This is a genomic window from Enterobacter sp. WP_7_1, assembly GCF_003688535.1.
Taxonomy (GTDB): domain Bacteria; phylum Pseudomonadota; class Gammaproteobacteria; order Enterobacterales; family Enterobacteriaceae; genus Enterobacter; species Enterobacter asburiae.
On record NZ_REFK01000002.1, the window covers coordinates 758,919 to 781,932 of the forward strand.

Consider the following 23,014-nt stretch of genomic DNA (forward strand, 5'->3'; position numbering starts at 1 on the left):
GTAGGCCGGGTAAGGCGTAGCCGCCACCCGGCAATACCCTTACTGCGCCGCAGCTTTCACTGGCGCAGCCTCCTCATTCGCCGCAGGCTGATTCTCCGGCACGCTGTCGCACGGTTTTGCTTTCGGGCAGACCCGATCCAGCATTTTCAGCGTCACGCCGTTGCTCCAGCCGAAGCCGTCCTGCAGCGGATACTCGCCGCCGCCGCCGCCCGTACCGGTTGTCGACACGTCATATTTCTCGACCAGTTTCTTTTCGCGGTCGTAAGTATGCTGCACGTTCTTCAGGAAGCGCCAGGTCACGTCCATCGAGACCTTCTCCTGCCCGTAATTCTGCAGCCCTTCCGCGGCCACCCATTGCAGCGGGGCCCAGCCGTTTGGCGCATCCCACTGCTGTCCGCTATTGACGGTGGTGGTCGCAATACCACCCGGTTTCAACAGGCGCGATGAAGTTGCCGCGGCGACTTTATCGGCCCGATCCTGCGCCGCCGCCTTCACGTAAAGGGGGAACAGGGCTGCCGCCGTGAGCTGATTGCGTACCTTCTTGCTTTTCAGATCGTAATCCGCGTACCAGCCCTCTTTATCATTCCACAGGTGGCTCTCGATGGCTTTCTGACGCGCCGTCGCCAGCGCCTCGTATTTGCTTGCGCCGGCGGCGTCGCCACTCTCCTGGCTTGCCCGCGCCAGCAGTTTTTCCATCTTGAACATCAGGGCGTTCAGGTCCACGGGGACAATGCTGGTGGTCCGGATGGTGCCGAGCTTTTGCGGATCGTCCATCCAGCGGGAGCTAAAGTCCCAGCCCGAGGCCGCAGCGGAACGCAAATCACGGTAGATCTCGGTCGCAGGCCGGTTAGGGTTACTTTTGGCGGTATTCACGTCGTCAAGCCAGGACTCCGGGCGCGGGGTATCGCGGTCGTCCCAGTAGCGGTTGAGGATAGCGCCGTCATCCAGCTTCACCACGCGTTTGTTAGCCTGCCCCGGCTGAAGGGCGTCGACGCCGTCCATCCAGTAGGCATACTCTTTCTCCATCTGCGGGCGGTACTTCTTCAGCGCATCGCTGTCGTGGGTTGCCAGCAGTTCAACCATCATTGAGAAAAACGGCGGCTGGGAGCGGCTCAGGTAATAGCTGCGGTTGCCGTTGGGAATGTGGCCGAAGGTGTCAATCTCATACGCAAAGTTATCCACCATGTCGCTGATTTTGTCCCAGTGATCGCTCTCTGCCAGGCCCAGCATGGTGAAATAGCTGTCCCAGTAGTAGACCTCGCGGAAACGTCCGCCGGGCACAACGTAAGGTTTGGGTAACGGCAGCAGGGAATCCCATTTGTTGCTGGCTTTATCCGTGGTGCGCGTCAGCACGGGCCAGAGATCGTCGATGTGCTCACGTAAACTTTGTCCAGCAGGCGGAACATATTTTTCCCCTTCCGCAGGGAGCGTAAAGTTCATCTCGACAAAGTGGCGTAAGTCAAAGCTGGACTGCGTGTGCTGCATCCGGTAATCCGCCAGAATCATCAGCGGGTCGCTTTTGGGGACGGCATCAGCAAAGGTTTTCTGATCGGGAAACAGTTTGGCGCTTTGCACATCATTAAACAGCGGGCCCAGCAAAATATCGGGTGAGGTTGTCTGGGCTGCGGGGCTATCGTCGGCATAACCGAAAGTCGTGACGCCGAGCAGCGCGCCTCCTAACGCAAGGGGTAAGAACGCGGGGCGTAGTGTACGAGGTCTTATCATCAGTTCGTCTCCTGTCTTCACTAAACAGCGTGACCGCTGTTGTCAATCACCTGAAAACCTTAGACGAATATTGCCCGCTTCGCGTTAAATATTGCTTGCCAGTCAGACCTCTTCCGGCGTCTGGCTGGCTTCCCGCAGCGTGCCCGGCGCATGTCCAATGATGCGCTTAAATGCCCGGCTAAACGCCGCCAGAGAGCCGTACCCCAGCCGCAGAGCGACGGTTTCAATCGGCTGATTTTCATGGCGAATGTACTGGATGGCCAGGCGCATCCTCAGTTCGCTGAGATATTTTGCCGGGGTGGTTCCCGTCGCGGCCAGAAACCGTTCGGCGAACACGGAACGGGACGTGCCCGCTTCTTTTGCCAGATCCGCCACGCTCCAGTTCAGGCCGGGCTGCTGGTGCATAGCGTAAATGGCCCGGCTCAGGCGCGGGTCGCGCAGAACCTGCACCCAGCCGGTGGCTTTACCACAGCCGCCTTCAACCCAGCCGCGCACGATTAACGCCGCCACCACGTCGGCCAGGCGCGCGAGGATCCCGGCGTACCCAGCCTGACGCGCCACGGACTCCCGCTCCATCGCCGCCAGCAGCGGGTGGATCTCCGGCCAGGTGGACATCAGCCGGCTGACCATCATCACTTCCGGCATCGCCTTGATCAGCGGCTGCATCCCGCCCAGCTCAAAATCCATGCACCCGCTAAAGATGATGGTGTTCTCGCTTTCCGGGCAGGGCTCGCAGGTGATGGCGCAGACCGAGCTGCAGATAGGCTCGCTGGGAAAGTCGCTGACCGGGGTAATAGTGGCCCGCTCGTCGGAGAGCAGGGCATGGGAATTGCCGCCTGGAATAAAGAGGGCGTCTCCGCTGCTCAGCTGAAAGGCCGCGCCGCTCTCCATTCGCAGCAGGGCGCTGCCGTGGCTTACGAAATGAAACTGCGCTTTGCCGGGGGCGTGATGGAACGCGACGCCAAACGGCGAGCTGGCTTCAATCCGCCGGTATTTCACCCCTGACAGGCGCATGCCGCGTAAAAGTTCGCTGATCAGATCGGGTGACTGTACGGTCATGGCGCAACTCCGGACGAATAATCAATAAGTGGAGATTATATGTCATAGATCGTCCAGGGTGAACCTTCTATGCTTTTGCGACAGTTGTCACATTTTTATAACGGGAGAAAAACAGATGAATTCATGTGTCGCGGCGAGCGAGGCGGTAGCGCCTGCAAAACCCGCCTGGCGGGCCGTCTATTCACTGGGGCTGGGGGTGTTTGGGTTGATTACGGCAGAATTTCTGCCCGCCAGTCTGTTAACACCGATGGCCGCGAGCCTGGGCGTGAGTGAGGGAATGGCCGGACAGGCCGTCACCGCCACCGCGCTGGTGGCGCTGGTAACCGGACTGCTGATTACGCCAGCCACCAAAAGCATCGACCGCCGCTGGGTGCTGATGTTTTTCTCGGTGCTGCAAATTATCTCCAGCCTGCTGGTAGCCTTTGCGCCGACGCTGCACGTCCTGCTGATGGGGCGCCTGCTGCTGGGTATCGCCATCGGGGGATTCTGGGCGATGTCGACGGCGACCACGATGCGTCTGGTTCCGGCGGATAAAGTGCCGAAGGCGCTGGCGGTGATCTTCTCCAGCGTATCGATTGCCACGGTGGTCGCGGCGCCGCTCGGCAGCTATCTGGGCAGCCTGATCGGCTGGCGCAACGTCTTCGTTCTCTGCATCCTGCCTAGCATGCTGGCGCTGCTGTGGCAGCTGTGGGTACTGCCGTCCATGAAGCCGGAGAGCAGCGGCAGCCTGAGTACGCTGTTCCGCGTGCTGCGTCGTCCGGGGATGATCGGCGGCATGCTGGCGACCATCCTGATCTTCAGCGGCCATTTCGCCTTCTTTACCTACCTGCGCCCGTTCCTGGAAACGGTAGGTCAGGCGAGCGTTGAGACCATTTCGCTGATCCTGCTCGGCTTTGGGCTAGCCAACTTTGTCGGCACCTCCGTTGCCGGGCATCTGCTGGCGCGCAATCTGCGCCTGACGCTGGCGCTGGTGCCGTTCGCGATGGGCGTTCTCGCGCTCACGATGGTGGCGTTTGGTCATCTGGCGATGCTGGACGGGTTCCTGGTCGCGCTGTGGGGCTTTGCATTTGGTCTGGTTCCGGTGGGCTGGTCAACCTGGCTTGCCACTACCGTTCCGGATGAAGCCGAAAGTGCAGGCGGGCTGCTGGTGGCCTCAATTCAGCTGGCAATCAGTGCCGGTGCGGCCGGGGGCGGCGCGGTATTTGATCTCAACGGCGCCAGCGGCGTATTCGCGGGCAGCGGGCTTCTGCTGGTAACGGCGATGGTGATTGTGTTTATGGGTGTGAAAGTAAAAGCGGAGTGAGCCTTTTCCCTCTCCTTGGGGAGAGGGACATAAAGGATGTTCATTGTTCTATGCTGTTGCTCTTTCATTCCATGTGTCTTTAAACATGATATTCCCATCGCAATATTTCCATTCAATCGATTCATAGCGAAGTTCGACTTCTTCCATATGCGCACTTGCGATACCGAGCGGGTGCAATACTGGCGAGATCCTCGTTATCTTTACGTTTTCCAGAGTGATATTGAAGTATTCGCGCTCAATACCGGCGTCATCAATTTTATACATTTTTATTAATGCCGTTTTGAAAGTTTTACCTGTACATACAGCACGAAATAAATAGGGTGTGATGCGGTCTATTTCTTTTTCAAAGGTAATGGGAACATGAAGGCGCGTTCCTGTCAGTTTTCCCGTGTTGGAACTGGTGGGGATCCAGACGGAGTGATTAAACGATTTGAGTTCGGTAGAGCCCAATCTTGTAGGCATTAAACACTCGCCTAATACGGGAGCATTATTTTCGTCAGTAAACCATATATGTGCTGGTGTAGACATTTATTCATCCTTTATTTTGTAACGAAATGCAATGAAGTACACAACTAATACAATAATTCCAACGATTCGTAGTGCAATTTTTTCGTTTTCTATAAAACTCACTACGACAGCACCGAGAATGATGGAGAATATTCCAGTGCCATACCAAAAAAAATCATCCAGAATGTCTTGTAAGAAACTTTTTAAAAATTGTTTCAAAAATGCTTTTATCGATTGCCACATTATCGCATCATTCTATTCAGCGCATCAGCAATTTCGCTATCAGATGCAGTGTTTAAGTTAAGATAACCGGCTTTCATTATCACCGGTTCAATAAGGAAATACATCATTTCCAGCTTTTCAACATAAAGCGCATGGTAAAATAACGGCTGAAATTTTTTAAGTGTATTTGCGCTGTCTGCCGCATGCTGAACTATAGCGTAAAGGTTTAATACGGTAATTACACCTCCTGTGCTCAAACCAACCTTTCTCATAAATGCACTTTTTACGGCCGCGTTCATTTTATTACCATAACAGATGTATGACGTGACGGCATAAATCAAACCGCTCTTAGATACTTGCTTTACTGAATAGTTTGTTGTAAGTGGTATTAATTTTTCGAGAATGATTTTTCTTTGAATAATGGATCTGTTCTGAAGCATCGTTTCAATATAAATCCTTATCATTCTAAAAATTACATCTCTATGCTTAACAAGCTCGGCGACTCCTGCTAAAAACCTCAAATCTTCCGAACCCAATTTTTTACAGACATCCTGGTAATTATCAGTGAAGCAAGAGGTATAATAAAGCAATCGCGTGGTCGCATCGCCAAGATTATTTAAATATTCTATGGCACCGTCCTTTACCCCCGTGACGGCGCGATCGAGCCTTACTGCGAGATCTTTATCGGATCCAATTCTTTCTATAATTTCCTTGCTGTAATACATAATATGTCCTTGTTGTGTGCAGGGTGTATCATGGTCTACGTTATCGTCTAAGGACAGTGATCGGACTCGCACTTTTAAACGTAAAATAAAGAATAAACATTAGCCTATTTTCTAAGTTAATTGGTGCGTTTTCATAATTGATGCGATGAATAAGAAAGAGTTAAATAAACTTGAGATTATTGAGAATTATATATTCAGCGAGGAATGGGGAGATATTAGTGGATGATGACATAATTTGTAGGCCGGGTAAGCGCAAGCGCCACCCGGCATCACGGTAAGACTTACAGCCCTTTCTTATCCATCCACACCGCCAGATCCACCAGACGGTTAGAGAAGCCCCACTCGTTGTCGTACCACGCCAGGATCTTCACCATATTCCCGCCAATTACCAGCGTGGAAAGCCCGTCGATAATCGAGGAGCGTGGGTCGCCCTGGTAATCGCTGGAGACCAGCGGTTCATCGCTATAGCCCAGAACACCTTTCAGTGGCCCGCTGGCGGCCGCGTTGCGGAACGCGTTATTCACCTCTTCGACGGTTACGTTACGGCTCAGCGTTACCGTTAAATCCACAATCGACACCACCGGCACCGGCACGCGCAGGGAGTACCCGGTCAGTTTACCGTCAAGGGAAGGGATCACTTTCCCCAGCGCTTTTGCCGCGCCGCTTGAGTAAGGCACAATCGACAGCGCCGCCGCGCGAGCGCCGCGCAGGTCTTTCTCCGGCTGATCGTGCAGCGCCTGGCTGTTGGTGTAGGCATGCGTGGTGTTCATCAGACCATGCTCAATCCCGAACTGCTGATGCAGAACCTGAGCGGCTGGCGCCAGACCGTTCGTGGTGCAGCTCCCGTTACTCACCACCGCGTGACGGGCAGGATCGTACTGCTCGTGATTAACCCCCATCACAATCGTCAGGTCGTCGTTCTTCCCGGGGGCGGAAATGATGACGCGCTTAGCGCCGCCGTGGGTAATATGCACCGCCGCTTTTTCCCGCTCGGTAAAGAAGCCGGTGGCCTCAATCACCACGTCAACGCCGACGTCACGCCACGGGATATTCGCCGGATCGCGTTCGCTAAATACGGCGATTCGCTGCCCGTCTACCTGCAGCGCGTCGTCTGCCGCTTCTACGGGTGCGGGCAGCTTGCCCAGAAGGGAATCATGCTTCAGCAGGTGGGCGAGGGTTTTACTGTCCGTCAGATCGTTAATGGCCACAATCTGCAGATCCGGGTTGCCCAGCGCCGCGCGCAGGAAATTACGTCCGATACGGCCGAAACCGTTAATACCGACCTTAACCATGGTGCACTCCTTATCTCTGTTGTCTGGAGTCACTGTAGGCGTCGGGCCGGCTGGCGTAAACGACAAAAAAGGATCAGATTACGCCATCTTGCGGTAGTGGAATCGCTGGCGGTACTCGCCGGGCGTGAGGTGAAGCTGTTTCTCAAAGATGCGGCGCAAATTAATGCTGGTGCCAAACCCGCTTTGCTCGGCAACGCGCTCAAGGGGATCCTGGGTCTGCTCAAGCAGCTGACGGGCCGCGGCCAGACGCGCTTCGGTCACGTAGCGGGCCGGAGAGACGCCCGCGTCGCGGGTAAACACGCGGGTGAAATTACGCGGGCTCATCGCCGCTTTCTCGGCCAGATTCTCCACGCACAGGTCGGCGGTGAGGTTCTGCAGGATCCAGGCTTGCAGTTCGCTTATCGGGCCCGATGCGCCGGGCGGCTGCAGGCTGTAACGACTGAACTGCAGCTGGCCGCCGGGACGGCGCAGATACATCACCATATCCTGCGCCACGTCGCGGGCGAGGGTAAATCCGTAGTCGTCTTCCACCAGCGCCAGGGTCAGATCGAACCCGGAACTCACGCCGCCGGAGGTCCAGATGGGGCCGTCCTGAATATACAGCGGACCGCCTTCGACGTGGATAGCCGGATACTGGGTTTGCATCGTCTCCAGCAGCCGCCAGTGGGTGGTCGCGCGGCGACCGTCCAGCAGGCCGGTCTGGGCCAACAGCATCGCGCCGCCGCAGATAGAGGCTACCCGCCGGGCGTGCGGCGCAGCGAGGTGCAGCCAGTCCACCACCGCCGTGCTCTCCTGCTCGTTCATGCCGCGTCCGGTGATGATAATGGTATCCAGCGGTTCACGCGGATCCAGCTCCGGCAGGCGATAGTCCGCCAGCAGATTCAGGCCGGACTGGCCGTGGATAACCTGGTGAGGCTGTGTGGTGGCGATGATAATCCGGTAGCGGGGATGGGAAAGCCCTTCCGGATGCAGCCGGTTGGCCTGCATCAGAATGTCGGCGATACCGGCGGCTTCAAACAGCATGCCGCCGTCGGGAACAATAATCAGGATCTTCTTCATGTCCTGAAAAGTACCTTTATCACAGAATAAGTCAAGCGACGCGTGCGCCCCACGTTTCTGGCAAAGCAATGCGATTTAAGTTCTTTGTTATTTCAGGCGTTATCCCCGATCGTCAGAGAATTATCTCTGGCGAAACGGCGTCTGAAGGAATGAGTCAACGAAGCTCCCTCTATTTACATCCGCAACAACGCGAACAAATCCGCCACCTTGCATCGGGTTTTTTATGGCGAAGCGAACTGCCCACGTGGCTGTTGATTATCACTATTTATGCAGGCTGGTTTGCCACGCTGGCGTTCTGGCAAACGCTCGGCCTGCTGCCCGCCACGCTGCTGCTGATCGGGTTTACCGCCTGGTACATGTCCCTGCAGCATGAGCTGATCCACGGGCACCCCACGCGTTTTGCCTGGCTCAACCAGCTGTTTGGCACGCTCCCGCTGGCGGTCTGGTATCCGTACGGCCTGTACCGGGACTCCCATCTTGCCCATCATCGGCACCATAGCCTGACCCATCCGGTGGATGATCCGGAGTCATACTATTTTACCGACGAGAGCTGGGCGCGCTTTTCCCCCTGGCAGAAGCGTACGATCCGCGCCCGGAATACCTTCGCCGGGCGGCTGGTGCTGGCGCCGCTGCTGGATATCCTGCAGACGCTGGGCAGCGCCGTGGCGGCATTTCGTCACCTTCACCTGCGGGCGATGGCGATGTGGCTGGTTCACGTTTTGCTGCTGGTGGCGCTCTTCGCCTGGATGACGCATACCGGTTTTTCACCCGTCTGGTTTGTGCTGGCTGTCAGCTATCCGGCGCTGGCGCTGACCAAGGTCCGATCGTTTTTCGAACATCGCGCGGCGGACGATCCGCTGGCGCGCTCCGTTATTAACGAGGCCGGGTTATTCTGGCGGGTGCTGTTTTTGAATCTCAACTACCATTCAGTCCATCACGATCTGCCGGGCGTTCCCTGGTACGGGCTGAAGGCGATCTACCAGCAAAACCGGGAGGCGTACCAGCAGCGAAACCACGGTTTTCTCGTCAGGGGCTATGGTGAATGGCTGCGTCAGTTCTGGGCCAGGCCCGTCGACGTCACCGTTCATCCCGCAAAACAACAGGGGGAAGGGTATGAGTAACCTGCTGGCGTTTCCCATGTATGCCGTGGATCGCGCCGACACCCGCGCGCTCTGGCTGGCGGTAAAGGGGCTGCTGGCCGCGCGCGGTGTGTCCGTCGATCGTGACCCCGGCTGGCCGGAATCTGACCTGCTGACCCACTGGCAACAGCCTGCGCTTATCCTCAGCCAGACCTGCGGTTATCCGCTGGTCACGCAGCTCCCGGACGTGCAGGTGGTCGGCTGCTTTCACTACGCGGCGCCGGGCTGCGAAGGGATCCAGTACCGCAGCTTTCTGGCGGTGCGCGAGGAGGATCGGCACCTGACGCTGGCGGATTTTCGCGGACGCCGGGCGGTCTGTAATTCCCCGGACTCGCAGTCCGGCTACAATGCGCTGCGAAAAAAAGTGGCTCCCCTGGCGAGCGGCAGCCCCTTTTTCGCGCAAACGTCCTTTAGCGGCAGCCATCGCCAGTCGCTGATTGATGTGAAACGCGGGGCAGGGGATATCGCGGCCATCGACTGCGTAACCTGGGCACTGCTGCAGCGCCATGAGCCGGAACGGCTTGCGGGGCTGGCGATCATTGACAGTACCCCGCTGACGCCGGGACTGCCGCTGATTACCTCGCATAACACCTCACCTGAAACGCTTAACGCCATTCGCGATGCGCTCCGCGAGCTGGTGGATGCACCGGAATACCGGGAGGTGCGCAACGCGGTGCTGATCGGCGGTTTTAGCGAGGTGACGCGCGAGGCCTACGCCTCATTGTCCGCGTAATAAATCTCCTGCGCGTCGGTAAAGCAGCGTAGCGCCAGCGAGGAGACGGGCTTCTGTCTGCGCATAATCAGGCCGACGGGGGCCTCAATGTTCGCATCTTTGATGGGGACAATCCTGAAGTTGCTGTTCAGCGCTTCCAGCCCGTTGTTCAGCGGCATGACGGCGCAGCACACGCCGCTCTGAACCGCCTGAATGATCTGGAACGTGGAGTCACTCTCGAAAACGGACGTCGGTTCGATGCCGGCAGATTTAAAGCTGGCCTCCATATGAGCCCGGTAATGCATCCCTTTGGTCAGGAACCCCAGCGGAAAATCCGTCAGATCGTGCCAGGTCAGCGTTGCCTGGCCTAGCTGGAAATGGCGGACGTCGTGCAGCAGGCCCATCTTCGTTTTCGGCAGCTGGATAACGTCAAACAGACTGGTGTCGATGCTGTTGAGGTAGCACATTCCCAGCTCAAGCTGATTGCGGCTGACGCCGTCGGCAATCTGCGCTGAGGACATGGAATAGAGGCTGTAGGTCAGCTCCGGGTATTTTTGCGTCAGCAGACGAATAAAGATCATCGGATCCACGCTCGCCAACGGCACCATCCCCAGACGTAATTCGCCTACCACCTGGCCTTTACACAGCGCGGCTTCCGCCTGTAGCCCGTCATGCGCGGCAAGCAGGGCGCGGGCCCACGCGAGGATGCGTTCCCCCTCCGGCGTAAACCCTTCAAAGCGCTGCCCGCGCACAATCAGCACCAGCCCCAGCTCCTCTTCCAGGCTGCGGATGCGCATGGAGAGGGTCGGCTGGGTGACGTTGCACTGCGAGGCCGCTTTACCAAAGTGACGGGTCTCGTCGAGCGCGATTAAATATTTTAACTGTTTAATATCCATCATATTCTCTGCGCGAGCAGCCTTACAGCATGCGGATCTCTTTCGAGCGCAGGGTGATGCGAACCGGAACGGATTTATACGACGGCGTACCGCTGTCCTTATCCAGATAATCAAGCGGTACCAGCACGTTGGCCTCCGGGTAATAGGCGCCGACGGTGCCCGGCGCGATGTTATACGCCACCACGGTGATGTCTTTCAGACGCTGAACGCTGCCGGGGAGGGCGGTTTCGATATCCACGCGGTCGCCGTGTTCCAGGCCTGACTGCGCCATATCGTCTTCGTTCATAAACAGCACGTCGCGGCGGCCAAACACGCCGCGGTAGCGGTCGTCCAGGGCGTAAATGGTGGTGTTGTACTGGTCGTGGCTGCGCAGCGTGATGAGGCGCAGAAAGTGCTCACCTTCGCCGCTGGCGTTCTCGTGAACGCCGTCGAAGACCGAGAACATCGCTTTCCCCGTCGCCGTTGGCCAGATACGCTGCGTTGGCGGCAGCGGCATGCGGAAGCCGCCGGGAACGCGGATCCGCGCGTTGTAGTTCTCAAAGCCCGGAATGGTCTGCTCGATCAGATCGCGGATCCGGTCGTAATCCTCAACCAGCGTTAGCCAGTCCACGCGGGTTTCCGGCAGCGTGGCTTTCGCCATGCCGGCGACGATAGCGGGTTCTGACCGAAGCAGCGGTGAGGCGGGCTTCAGCTTGCCGGATGAGGCATGCACCATCGACATGGAGTCTTCGACGGTAATGGACTGACGACCGGTGGCCTGGATATCCAATTCGGTGCGGCCGAGACACGGAAAGATAAAGGTCTCTTTGCCCACCAGCAGATGGGTGCGGTTGAGCTTGGTGCCGACGTGCACGCTCAAATCCAGGTTACCCATCGCCGGAAAGCCCCGCTCGTGATCGGGCATCGCGACGGCAAAATTACCGCCAAGGCAGATGAGCGCTTTCGCACGACCGTCGATCATCGCCTGCGTGGCCTGCACCGCATCGTGTCCGTGGTGAGACGGCGGCTCAAAGCCGAAAACGTCCTTCAGACGGTTCAGGAAGGCCGGGGTAGGCTTCTCGCTAATCCCGACGGTGCGGTTCCCCTGAACGTTAGAGTGGCCGCGCAGGGGGCAGATACCCGCGCCGGGCTTGCCGATATTCCCGCGCAGCAGCAGCAGGTCAGCGATCAGGCGGACGTTCGCCGTGCCTTTATTGTGCTGGGTAATGCCCATTCCGTAGGTAATGATGGTGGCATTTGATTTCGCATAGGCGTCGGCCACCTTTTCTAGCGCCGCCCGGTTCAGGCCCGACTCGCGCTCGATCTCGTCCCAGCGGGTTTGCGCGATATCGGCGGCGAAGTCCTCTATGCCCAGGGTGTGTTCAGCAATAAACGCATGGTCGAGCACGTCACCGCGCTCGGCCTCCATTTCGAGAAGGTGTTTGGCAATGCCTTTCAGCGCGGCGGCATCGCCCCCGGCCTTCACCTGGAAATAGGTCGAGGCGATATCCGTTGAGCCGTAGGTTGCCATTTCAATCACGCTTTGCGGGTCGGCGAAACGTTCGAGGGCGCGCTCGCGCAGCGGGTTAAAGACGATAATCGGCACGTTGCGACGGGCCAGCTCGTGGAGAGTCCCCATCATTCGCGGATGGTTGGTGCCGGGGTTGTGGCCGATGGAGATCACCAGCTCGGTCTTATCGAAGTCGTCCAGCGAGACGGTGCCTTTCCCGATGCCAATCGAACGCGGCAAACCGACGCTGGTGGCCTCGTGGCACATATTCGAGCAGTCGGGGAAGTTGTTGGTGCCGTATTCGCGAGCGAACAGCTGGAACAGATACGCCGCTTCGTTAGAGGCGCGTCCGGAGGTATAGAACTCGACCTGGTCCGGTTCGAGCCCGCGCAATACTTCGCCGATGCGTTGAAACGCCTCGTCCCAGTCGACGGGCCGGAAGGTATCGCTTGCCCGGTCATAGCGCAGGGGATGCGTCAGTCGACCGTAGCCTTCCAGTTCAAAGTCCGATTTTGCCAGCAGCGAGGAGACGCTGTTTTCGGCCAGAAACGCGGGGGTAACGCGTTTGCTGGTGGCTTCCCAGGTCACCGCTTTGGCGCCGTTCTCACAGAACTGGAACGTCGACTTATGTTCTTTATCGGGCCACGCGCAGCCCGGGCAGTCAAAACCGTCAGGCTGGTTGGTGCGCAGCAGCGTGGCGGGAGCATCAAGGGTATCCATTTGGGTACGTACCGCGATAGCCGTCGCTTTTAACGCGCCCCAGCCTCCGGCAGGACCGTCATAGTGTCTGATACCCGGCACCGAGCGTCTTTTCTTATTCATACCCACTCCTGATTTCTTCGGTCACACAACGTCTGAACCCATAAAACGCTGTAACGGACAATAAGTGAAAGCAATGACGACCGGATGGCTATGCGCATGCGGCGTGGAAAAATGCTTTATCTTAAATTCGTTTTATTACAGAGATTTATCAGATCTGATGATTAAATATTTAAAGAAATTATAACGAAATTTTATCATTTTAATAATAAATCTTATCTATCAAACGGTAGGCAAGATAGATGGGGCGAGCAGGAGAGGATGTAGCAGCAATAAAATTTCGAATGAAGCCTGTGAGCGGCAGCAATAAACACTGTTCGCGGCTGGCGGGTCATCGCAAGCATTTTCGACAGCGAAAATGTCAGGAAGGTTAACTCTGGCTTAATGATTAAAGGATAAAATTCAGGCCTGACCGGGTCATTGTCACAATGCGAAATATAAAGTTATTTTGAGTCGTGAAATTAACGTCGTGCAACATAAGTGAAATAGTCACACTCTCGTTGTCGCGTGCATTCAATATTAAAGATACCCTTCTAGTGCAACAAATAATTCATCGTTCATATATTCTGCGGACCTCACCAATACGCGAATTCTACTAATTATGGTAGTGGCGATAATAGCAGTATTGCGTTAATGAAAGTGGTTCTCTTTTGTGTTTTTTGTATATAAAACATGTGCTTGCGTGACGTTGTGGTGGGGAAATAACAGAGTGTAGGTCATATCGGGTTTTTTCATAGGATTAATCCTATAATTTTCCGACTGCTTCATTTACCAACAGTTACGTAGCGGTAAATATTGAATTGATGCGAAGCTCATGTAAACTTGTTTACCGTTTGTCAAAATATGTCAGGAAGACACTGGGCCTTATTCTGAAGGGCTCGTGCGGTAGCTATGCCCTTAAAATAGTAACGCCCCGAAAATATCCTGGCTATTTTAACAATAGCACTTAAGTCAAACTTCACTCCCTTATCTTCATCATCGAAATATCGCTACGGAAAAGCATATGAAAATGCGCGTACTGTTTTCACTTCTGTTTGTAATGGCGGTGGCGGGCTGTAAAGCGCCGCAGAAACCTGTGATCAACGACGATACGATCGAGACCAGCCAGGTCAACGGCGTGACCTTAACCCACCGTCACGCTGTTACGCCGCCGGCGGAGTTCAACCCGGTCAACGAACCGTATCGCGCCATGTATCCGGCTTCCCTGATGAGCCGTCCTGACTTCGGCGGCAAAGTTATCCGTAATCTCGAGACCGGAAAAACGTACGTGGTGCTGGGGCAGGTTGAACACTACTGGATGGCGCTTGCCGATGAAGGTAACGATCAGCTGATTGGTTACGTCCCGATGCGCGCCGTGATCAAGGCCGACCTGTACGACGCCGCCGTGCGTAAACAGGCTATTCGTCCGAAAGCGCGTAAAAAAGCGACCTGTGTCGATGTCGATGGCAACAGCAAAGCCTGCAAAGACAGCGCTAACGGTACCTGGATCCTGAACTAAACGGCTTTCATGAGCGCATTTTTATGAATAATAAAAATTTTCATAAGCTGTGGTTATTCTTTTACGCGGTGATTTTCGCCCTGGTCAGTGGTTGTTCGTCGTCTTCACACAGCGACCCCTCCCGCTACAATCTGCAGTTTCAGGCTCATCCACAAATCAATGAATCTGCGCCGCTTAAGGTCCGGGTGCTGCTGCTGAAATCCGATGCGGATTTCATGTCCAGCGACTTCTACTCCCTGCAGAACAACGCGTCAGCCACGCTTGGCGCGAATCTGCTGAACAGCGACGTGTTCTTCCTGATGCCGGGACAGCTGTCCAAAACCCTCAGCGGGCAAAGCTCTCCGGAGGCCCGCTACATCGGCGTGATGGCGGAGTATCAGATGCTGGATGGCAAAAAATGGCGCGTTTCACTCCCTCTGCCTGTGCCTGGCGAAAATCATATCTACCAGTTCTGGAAATGGTCCGCGGATGAACTTCAGGCCAACGTTTTTCTCGACGTGAACGGCATTCGGGTCATCAGCCAGTAACGCGCTTCAACACAGGAAACACATCATCATGACGAAAGCAGAAAAGGTCGTCTGGACCGAAGGCATGTTCCTGCGTCCACACCATTTTCAGCGGACTGAAAGTTATCTGCTCAACCATGTTCGTGAATGGGGTGCGCTACAGCGGTCATATCTCTGGGGCTTTCTTGACGTTGAACTGGATGAAGCGATGCTTCGTCAGGGATGCATTGCCCTGAGCTACTGCAGTGGTTTGCTGCCGGACGGCACCTTTTTCCAGGTGCGTAACGGGCGCAACGGTCCTGTACCGCTGAAAATTCCTGACAACCTCACCAACGAAAAGGTGGTGCTCGCGCTGCCGGTTCGTCGCGGCGAGAGAGAAGAGGTGATTTTTAGCGAAGAGCCAGCCTCGCTGGCGCGCTTCATCGCTTTCGAGCAAGAGGTGGAAGACGACAACGCCATGTCGGTGGGGGATGCCACCGTCCAGTTTGGCCGTCTGCGTCTGACCCTGATGCTGGAAAAAGACCTCACGGCGGAATGGACCGCCATCGGCGTGGCGTTTGTGACGGAGAAACGTAACGACAACCACGTGCGCCTTGATAACAGCTACATCCCGCCGATGCTCAACGCCAACAACAGCCCGCAGATCTACAGCATGATCAACGATCTGCACGGTCTGCTGGTCCAGCGCAGCCAGCAAATTGGCGGTCGTCTGCGCCAGCCTGGCCGCTTTAACACCTCCGAACTGATTGAGTTCACGCTGCTGTCGCTGGTTAACCGTCATCTGGGCGAGGTTTCTCATTTAAAAACCCTCCCGCTGTTGCATCCGGAAACGCTCTGGCGCAGCTGGCTGCCATTTGCGACCGAGCTCGCCACTTGGACGTCGCAGCGTACTGCCGAAAGCGTGCTGCCGATTTACGATCATGACGATCTGGCTAACTGCTTCAGCAAACTGATGCTGATGCTGCGTCAGGGGCTGTCGCTGGTGATGGAAGACCACGCGATTCAGCTGCCGCTTAACGAACGCTCTCACGGCCTGAACATCGCTACGGTGCCTGAAACCAGCATGGTGCGCGAGTTCGGCTTCGTGCTGGCGGTAAAAGCCAACGTGCCTGGCGAACACCTGCAAACCCATTTCCCGGCGCAGATGAAGGTCGCGCCGGTGTCGAAAATCCGCGATCTGGTTCAGCTTCAGCTGCCGGGCATTATGCTGCGCGCCATGCCGGTCGCGCCGCCGCAGATCCCGTGGCATGCCGGCTACAGCTACTTTGAACTGGAGAAGGGCAGCGAGCTGTGGCACGAGATGGATAAGTCCGGCGCATTCGCCCTGCATCTTGCAGGCGAATTCCCGGGGCTGGATATGGAGTTTTGGGCCATCCGTAGCCCGACAGAATAATAAAGCGAGCGCTTAATATGCAGGAACGACAGGACACCGGCAGTGATGCCGGGTTTACCGGAGCCAGTAGCAACAATCAGCTGGTGGCGGCCGCCAATCCGCTGCTCAACGCGATTCCGCAGATCCGTCATTCGGTCTCCCATGACGATCAGGTGGCGTTACGCCAGCGCCTGATCGATGAGATTCGCCGTTTCGAAGTCCGCTGCCAGCAGGCGGGGCTGCCCTACGAAGTGATCGTCGGGGCGCGTTACTGCCTGTGTACGGCGCTCGATGAGGCCGCCGCGCTCACCCCCTGGGGCAGCAGCGGCGTCTGGTCAAGCAACGGTCTGCTGGTGACGTTCCATAACGAAACCTGGGGCGGCGAGAAGTTCTTCCAGCTGCTGGCGCGCCTGTCGCAGAACCCGCGCGAGCATATTCTGCTGCTGGAGATGATCAACTACTGTCTGCTGCTGGGCTTCGAAGGACGCTATCGGGTGCTGGATAATGGCCGCACGCAGCTTGAAACCATCAAGCAGCGGCTGTGGCAGATGATCCGCGGCGTGCGCGGCAGCTATCCGCCGCCGCTTTCTCCCCATCCGGAAGATCGTCCGGTGCTGCGCAAGCTCTGGCGGCCGATGGTTCCCCTGTGGGCCTGCGTGGCGCTGGCCGGGTTTATCGCCTGTCTGTTTTATATCGTGCTTAACTGGCGCCTTGGCGATAACACCAACCCGGTGCTGGCGAAGATTTATCAGTCCCAGCTGCCGGAAACCACTATTCAGCAGCCGGCCCGTCAGCTACCGGCGGTGCTGAACCTGCGCGGCTTCCTGAAGCCTGAAATCGAGGCTGGCCTGGTTGCGGTGAAAGACGAAGCGGATCGCAGCGTCGTTATCCTGAAGGGCGACGGGCTGTTTGCCTCTGCCTCTACCGTCGTGCGTGACCGCTATGAGCCGGTCATCAACCGCATTGCGCAGGCGATGAATAACGTCAGCGGCAAAATTCTGGTGGTGGGCTACAGCGACAACGTGCCGATCCGCAGCGCGCGCTTTGCCTCTAACTATGAACTCTCTCTGGAACGCGCCCGCTCGGTACAGAAAATGCTGCAGGGAAGCCTCTCTCAGCCTGGCCGCGTGAAAGCGGAAGGGCGGGGCGAGATTAACCCGGTGGCGCCGAACACGACGCCTGAAAACCGCGCCCGTAACCGCCGTGTGGAAATTACTCTGCTGGTGTCGCCTGAAAACACTCAGGCTGAGCTGAACGGATTGCCGCAAGGAAACTAAGGATGCTGACTACACTTCTTTCCATCTTGACCAACCGCATTCTGTGGAGCTTCCTCGGCGTAACCGCGCTGGCGGCGGTGATCTGGATGATTGGTCCCCTGCTGTCCATCGTGGACACCCGACCGCTTGAGTCTGAACAGAACCGTATTATCAGCATTGCCGTGGTCTATCTGCTCTGGGCACAGGGCCACATTCTGCCGCGCCTGTACAATGCCTGGCTGAACCGCAAGCTGATGGACAAGCTCAAAGAGAATACCGCCAGCCCGGAAGCCGCGGATCCGCAGAAGCGGCTGAACAGCGAGGAGCAGATCCTCGCCAGCCGTTTTGATGAAGCCGCGCAGATGCTTAAAAAAGCGCACTTCAGCAAAGCGGGCCAGGGCGCCCAGTGGACGCAGCGCTTCAGCACGCAATATCTCTATCAGCTGCCGTGGTACGTCATTATCGGCGCGCCGGGCTCCGGTAAAACCACGGCGCTGGTCAATTCCGGGCTGCAGTTCCCGCTGGCCGATCGTTTCGGTAAGACCGCGCTGCGGGGCATTGGCGGCACGCGTAACTGCGACTGGTGGTTCACCAATGAGGCGGTGCTGCTGGACACGGCGGGCCGCTATACCACCCAGGAGAGCGAGCAGGTGCAGGACGCCGGCGAATGGCTGGAGTTCATGGGGTTACTGCGTAAGTATCGCCGCCGCCAGCCGATCAACGGCGTCATCATCACCATCAGCATTTCTGACCTGCTCACCCAGTCCGCCGAGGCGTCCCGCCAGCAGGCGGTGAACCTGCGTCAGCGTCTTTCCGAGCTGCATGAACAGCTGGGTATCCGCTTCCCGGTGTACGTGATGGTGACCAAGGCCGACCTGCTTAAAGGCTTCCGCGCCTGGTTTGCCGACTACGATAAAGCGCAGCGCGACCAGATCTGGGGCTTTACCCTGCCGTGGGAGCAAACCAAACACGCCGATTACGACCTGATGGGCAACTTCCAGCAGGAGTTTTCTCTGCTGCAGCAGCGCCTCGATGCCGGGCTGCCGGAAACCATGCTGAAAGAGCATGACGCGAAAACCCGCGCGGAAGCGTATCTCTTCCCTCAGGAGTTCGCCGCGCTGCGTCCGCTGCTGGCGGACTACCTGAGCACGGTCTTCGCCCGCTCCAACTTTGAAACCGAGTTCTCTCCGCGCGGGATCTACTTCGCCAGCGGGACTCAGGAAGGCATGCCGTTCGACCGCGTAATGGGCGAACTGAACCGCGCGCTGTCGCTGCCGGAAGGGGGAGAGGCGGATAACTGGGATTCGGTCAGCAAAGAAGCGCCTATCCCGGGTGCTAAAGGTCAGAGTTTCTTCATTAAGAACCTGCTGCAAAACGTCATCTTCCAGGAAGCCGGGATCGCGGGCGAAAACCGCTGGTGGGAGCTGCGCAACCGGGCGGTGATCTGGTCCGGCTATGCGGCGCTGCTGGCCCTGCTGGCGATCCTCGGCGGTCTGTGGCTGACCAGCTATGCCAAAAACAAAACCTATCTGGCAGAGGTGGATGCGAAGGTGCCGCTGCTGGACCAGCAGAGCAAGGCGTTACAGAACCAGCCGCAGCGTGACCTGTTCGATCTGCTGCCGCTGCTGAATGGTCTGGTTGACCTGCCGAAAAGCGACGACTTTGATGTCAACGATCCGCCAGTATCCCGCCGTATGGGGCTCTATCGCGGGGATGACGTCAGCGATGCCGCGCAGTCTCTGTACCAGAAAGCGCTGGATCAGATGCTGTTGCCTGCCGTCGCCATGCACATCACCACCTGGCTTCGCAACGACAACGGCAGCGATGTGGAATACAGCTATGAAGCGCTGAAGGCCTATCAGATGCTGTATCAGCCGAAGCACTATGACGGCAAATTCCTGCATTCGTGGGTGATGCTCAATCTGCAGCGGAATCTGCCGCAGAACGTCACGAAGGCGCAGCTGCAGCAGCTTGAATGGCACCTGACGCAGCTGCTGGAACCGAAAATTCAGGCCTCGCCGTACGCGCAGGATGAATCCCTGGTTGCCCGCGAAAGAGCGATGATCGGCCAGCAGCCGCTCTCCACGCGCGTCTACGGCCGCCTCAAACGCCTGCTGGAACACGATGACAACCTGAAGCCGGTCTCCCTTTCCGACCTGGGCGGACCGCAGAGCGAGCTGGTGTTTTCACGCAAAAGCGGCAAGCCGGTGAGCGAAGGCGTACCGGGCCTGTATACGCCGGACGGCTACTGGAAAAGCTTTAACGGCCAGATTGACAGCGTAACCACCGCCCTGCATGAAGACGACGCCTGGGTGCTGGGAGCCGCGACGGCGCAGGAGGATAAACAGCAGATCGATAACGCCGTGCGCCAGCTCTACATGCGCGATTTTATCGCGAACTGGGATCGCTTCCTCGCCGACATCCAGCTCAATAACAGCGCCGATCTTTCCCAGCGCATCAACACCGCGCGCCTGCTCTCCGGCGCAAACTCGCCGCTGCGCCGTCTGGTGCAGAACCTGAGCCAGGTCCTGACGCTGTCACGCAATGCGCCAGCGCCGGAAGATGCGGATAAAGCGCAGGCGCAGAGCAACCGCGCCACCCGCACGCTGGAAGCGCTGTTCAGCAACAATGACGCTGCGCCGACCCAGGCCGCCGTGGTCACCCAGGCGCCGGAACAGCTGGTCACCGACCACTACGCGCCGATGATTGAGCTGGCGCAGCCGCTGGAGAAGGGCGGGAAGACCATCGTGTTTGATGATTTTCTCAAGCAGGTGGATGAGCTCTATCGCTACCTGACCGCCGTCCAGGACGCGGCCAACAGCGGCATGCCTGCACCGGGCGGCGAGGCGATCAGCCGTCTGCAGGCCAGCGCCGGTCGCCTGCCGGGCGGGCTGCAAACCATGTTCAGCAATATGGCGGTGGGCGCCAGCAGCGATACCCAGCGCCGCGACCTCGAAAACGTGCGTAAGCGAATTAACGTTGAGGTGGGCGGATTCTGCCGTCAGGCGATCGCCGGTCGCTACCCGCTGGTGCGCAGCGCCAGCACCGAGGTCACCCCTGACGATCTCGCGCGCATGTTTGCGCCGGGAACCGGGCTGATGGACGCTTTCTTCCGCGACAATCTGACCAATAAAGTGGATACCACGCAGGCAAACTGGCGCTTTATGCCGGGCATCGACGGTAAAACGCTGCCGGGAAGCGAAGGGCTGCTGAGACCGTTCCAGCAGGCCCAGTCGATTCGCGACGCCTTCTTTGCTAACGGCGCAACGACGCCGTCCTTCAAGGTGACGGTTCGCACCGTGCGAATGGATAACACCATTCTGAACCTGACGCTGGACGTTGACGGCCAGCTGCTGCGCTACAGCCACGGTCCGCAGGCCGTGCAGATCATGAACTGGCCGGGGCCGGGCGGCACCAACCAGGTCCGCATGCAGCTGGGGCTGGCTAACGGCAGCACGGCGACGCTGGTCACCAACGGCGCCTGGGCGCTCAACCGCTTCTTCGATAAAGCGAGCACCAGCCCGGGCGCGGGTAGCCTGAGCCGTCAGGCCACCTTCAGCGTCGACGGACATCAGGTCACGCTGGAGTTTGCACCTAACAGCATTCGTAACCCGTTCCAGCTTCCCCGTTTCTCATGCCCATAACCGCAAGGACAGCCGTATGACGAATACCCCTGCGATGAACCGCTACAGCTGGTATGGCAAGTTACCCAGCGCCGGAGATTTTTTGCAGCGTCGCTTTCCTGACACTTTACAGCGCCAGTGGTCACACTGGTTCCAGGTCGGTCTGCTGGCCTGGCAGCAGGAAGAGCAGCGCAGCGGCGAGCGCCAGTTCCAAAAAGCGCCAGTCTGGAATTTTGTGGTACCGCCCATGCTGGGCAGCCAGATGATCCAGATGGGCTGTCTGCTGCCCGGCCGCGACAGCGTTGGCCGCCAGTATCCGGTTTGCCTTCAGCTGAGCTTCGCCCCGTCAGAGTGGTCGACCAGCCTGCTCAGCCAGGCCGAAAGCTGGTACCAGCAGATTGGGCGCCTGGGGCTGCACGCGGTGCGCAACAGTTTTTCCGCCTCGCAGCTGGATGAGATGCTGATGACCATCCCGGCACCGCAGCCCGTCGAGCCGCAAAAGCGTTCCGACATCCTTGATGTAATTGGCTATGACGAGGATGGCCAGAGCACGCTGGGCTGGCCTCAGGCGGCGGAGTGTTTTGATCCGCTGCGTCAGACCAGCTACTGGTGGACCAACCGCTGCGACGGTTACCCGCTCTACACCCACGTGCACAGCGGTAACTTTACCGGGCAGCTTTTCACCCTGCTGTTCGACCCGGCAGGGGGCGCCCGTCCGGGGCGTCACGGTCTTTATCCGCCCATGTTTGAATAAGCAGGGATCTTATGAATATCGAAGAATTTCTCGCGCCAATAAGCCCCGAAAAACCCTGCGGCGAAAACCTGGAGTACGACGCCGACTTCCAGATCATGAATCAGGCCAGTCAGGGGAAAGCGGAACAGCAGTTTGGCGACACCATTATCCCGGCAGAGCCCGCTGACTGGAACACGGTAGAAAAATTCGCCACCAGCCTGCTGACCCGCACCAAAGATCTTCGCGTACTGCTGGCGTTAACCCATGCCTGGACGCGCCGCCGCGGGCTTGCGGGCTACGCGGACGGATTATTGCTGGTGCAGGAGGCGATCGCCCGTTACTGGGAGACGCTCTATCCGCTGCTGGAAGAGTATGGCGAAACCGATCCGTTCTATCGCATTAACGCCCTGGCAGGGCTGAGCGATAAATCTGACCTCACCGTCGCCGTGCGAAACGCCTCGCTTCTGCGTTCAAACGGCGATGAAATTTCGCTCCGGGATGCCCAGGCGCTACTGGACGGCAGCAAGACGGAATGTCCGGACTATCCCGGCGGCCGTCCACGGCTGATTGACGAACTGGCCCGCGGCGACCAGCCGGGAACCGCAGCGGTTATCGTCATTAACGAACGTCTGCTGGCGATTCGCGAGCTGCTCACCGGGCATCTCGGTGAAAGCGGCGTGCCCGAGATGGAGCAGCTGCTGAAAACCGTCGGACTGGTCGCCAGCGCGTGTCAGGTAACCGACATCAGCAAGCTGCTGCCGAACCGTGAGGCGCAGGCAGAACCACAGGCCGAGCAGCAGTCGGCGACAGCGCAGCCCGCTCAGCCGGTCACCGACTGGCGCAGCGTCCAGGTCACCAGCCGCGCCGACGCGCAGCTGATGCTGGAAAAAGCGAAGCAGTATTTTGCGCAGTACGAACCGAGCCACCCCGCACCGCTGATGATTGAACGGGTGCAGCGGCTGTCAGAACTTAACTTTATGGACATTATTCGCGACCTGGCGCCAGACGGCGTTAACCAACTTGAGAACATCTTTGGGCGCCGCGAATAACGCGTCCAGGCATTATGACGACAGGCATGG

19 protein-coding genes are annotated in these 23,014 nt (G+C 57.7%); 10 read left to right on the top strand and 9 right to left on the bottom strand.

Going from position 1 to position 23,014, the window contains the following annotated elements; translation table 11 throughout:
- Positions 1–39: 39 nt before the first annotated feature.
- Positions 40–1,725: an alpha,alpha-trehalase gene (locus BJ885_RS12940; RefSeq protein WP_029740087.1), complete on the bottom strand. Its 1,686-nt coding sequence runs from the start codon at positions 1,723–1,725 to the stop codon at positions 40–42.
- A 102-nt stretch (positions 1,726–1,827) separates the two neighbouring features.
- Positions 1,828–2,784, bottom strand: a complete 957-nt coding sequence (locus BJ885_RS12945; protein WP_029740088.1) for an AraC family transcriptional regulator — start codon at positions 2,782–2,784, stop codon at positions 1,828–1,830.
- 115 nt (positions 2,785–2,899) lie between these two features.
- On the opposite strand from BJ885_RS12945, the gene BJ885_RS12950 reads away from it, so the two are divergent.
- A complete protein-coding gene (locus BJ885_RS12950) occupies positions 2,900–4,087 on the top strand; it encodes an MFS transporter (protein ID WP_047647475.1) in 1,188 nt (395 codons plus the stop codon).
- A 48-nt stretch (positions 4,088–4,135) separates the two neighbouring features.
- Here the strand turns inward: BJ885_RS12950 and BJ885_RS12955 are convergent, their stop codons facing one another.
- The 5 genes from BJ885_RS12955 to BJ885_RS12975 form a co-directional block, all read right to left on the bottom strand.
- Complete coding sequence (locus BJ885_RS12955) at positions 4,136–4,615, bottom strand: type VI secretion system tube protein Hcp (RefSeq protein WP_121932085.1); 480 nt, start codon at positions 4,613–4,615, stop codon at positions 4,136–4,138.
- Positions 4,616–4,837, bottom strand: a complete 222-nt coding sequence (locus BJ885_RS12960; RefSeq protein WP_121932086.1) for a hypothetical protein — start codon at positions 4,835–4,837, stop codon at positions 4,616–4,618.
- Entirely contained in the window at positions 4,837–5,541 is a 705-nt protein-coding gene (locus BJ885_RS12965; protein WP_121932087.1) for a hypothetical protein, read from the bottom strand. Before BJ885_RS12965 ends, BJ885_RS12960 begins: the two co-directional genes overlap by 1 nt.
- Positions 5,542–5,822: 281 nt before the next feature.
- Complete coding sequence (gene gap, locus BJ885_RS12970) at positions 5,823–6,833, bottom strand: type I glyceraldehyde-3-phosphate dehydrogenase (protein ID WP_121932088.1); 1,011 nt, start codon at positions 6,831–6,833, stop codon at positions 5,823–5,825.
- Positions 6,834–6,911: 78 nt separating this feature from the next.
- Positions 6,912–7,892 (bottom strand): GlxA family transcriptional regulator, encoded by a 981-nt coding sequence (locus BJ885_RS12975; protein WP_121932089.1) that lies wholly within the window; start codon positions 7,890–7,892, stop codon positions 6,912–6,914.
- A 149-nt stretch (positions 7,893–8,041) separates the two neighbouring features.
- Here BJ885_RS12975 and BJ885_RS12980 point away from each other — a divergent pair, with 149 nt between their 5' ends.
- The gene (locus tag BJ885_RS12980) at positions 8,042–9,013 is read left to right on the top strand and encodes a fatty acid desaturase (protein WP_121932104.1); all 972 of its coding nucleotides are present in this window, start codon (positions 8,042–8,044) and stop codon (positions 9,011–9,013) included.
- Positions 9,006–9,764, top strand: coding sequence for a phosphate/phosphite/phosphonate ABC transporter substrate-binding protein (locus tag BJ885_RS12985; RefSeq protein WP_121932090.1), 759 nt, complete (start codon positions 9,006–9,008; stop codon positions 9,762–9,764). The genes BJ885_RS12980 and BJ885_RS12985 overlap by 8 nt, the downstream gene beginning before the upstream one ends.
- Here BJ885_RS12985 and BJ885_RS12990 read toward each other — a convergent pair.
- Together BJ885_RS12990 and BJ885_RS12995 are read right to left on the bottom strand one after the other, a co-directional pair.
- Positions 9,743–10,639 carry a LysR family transcriptional regulator gene (locus BJ885_RS12990; protein WP_121932091.1) on the bottom strand — a complete coding sequence of 299 codons (897 nt, stop codon included), beginning with the start codon at positions 10,637–10,639 and terminating at the stop codon, positions 9,743–9,745. The two genes, BJ885_RS12985 and BJ885_RS12990, sit on opposite strands and share 22 nt — an antisense overlap.
- Before the next feature lie 22 nt (positions 10,640–10,661).
- Positions 10,662–12,950, bottom strand: a complete 2,289-nt coding sequence (locus tag BJ885_RS12995) for an FdhF/YdeP family oxidoreductase (RefSeq protein ID WP_121932092.1) — start codon at positions 12,948–12,950, stop codon at positions 10,662–10,664.
- Between the two features lie 1,000 nt (positions 12,951–13,950).
- Here BJ885_RS12995 and BJ885_RS13000 point away from each other — a divergent pair.
- The 7 genes from BJ885_RS13000 to tssA are packed head-to-tail and all read left to right on the top strand — an operon-like array spanning position 13,951 to position 22,984.
- Positions 13,951–14,445 carry a hypothetical protein gene (locus tag BJ885_RS13000; RefSeq protein ID WP_032658425.1) on the top strand — a complete coding sequence of 165 codons (495 nt, stop codon included), beginning with the start codon at positions 13,951–13,953 and terminating at the stop codon, positions 14,443–14,445.
- Between the two features lie 23 nt (positions 14,446–14,468).
- Positions 14,469–14,972: a type VI secretion system lipoprotein TssJ gene (tssJ, locus tag BJ885_RS13005; RefSeq protein ID WP_047647483.1), complete on the top strand. Its 504-nt coding sequence runs from the start codon at positions 14,469–14,471 to the stop codon at positions 14,970–14,972.
- Positions 14,973–15,000: 28 nt separating this feature from the next.
- Positions 15,001–16,344, top strand: a complete 1,344-nt coding sequence (gene tssK, locus BJ885_RS13010) for a type VI secretion system baseplate subunit TssK (RefSeq protein ID WP_029740099.1) — start codon at positions 15,001–15,003, stop codon at positions 16,342–16,344.
- 17 nt (positions 16,345–16,361) lie between these two features.
- On the top strand, positions 16,362–17,600 hold the full coding sequence (locus tag BJ885_RS13015; RefSeq protein WP_029740100.1) for a DotU family type VI secretion system protein: 1,239 nt from the start codon (positions 16,362–16,364) through the stop codon (positions 17,598–17,600).
- A gap of 2 nt (positions 17,601–17,602) precedes the next feature.
- A complete protein-coding gene (gene tssM / locus BJ885_RS13020; protein ID WP_121932093.1) occupies positions 17,603–21,223 on the top strand; it encodes a type VI secretion system membrane subunit TssM in 3,621 nt (1,206 codons plus the stop codon).
- Positions 21,224–21,239: 16 nt separating this feature from the next.
- Entirely contained in the window at positions 21,240–21,956 is a 717-nt protein-coding gene (tagF, locus tag BJ885_RS13025) for a type VI secretion system-associated protein TagF (RefSeq protein ID WP_029740102.1), read from the top strand.
- A gap of 11 nt (positions 21,957–21,967) precedes the next feature.
- Positions 21,968–22,984, top strand: coding sequence for a type VI secretion system protein TssA (gene tssA, locus BJ885_RS13030; protein ID WP_121932094.1), 1,017 nt, complete (start codon positions 21,968–21,970; stop codon positions 22,982–22,984).
- Positions 22,985–23,014: the final 30 nt, after the last annotated feature.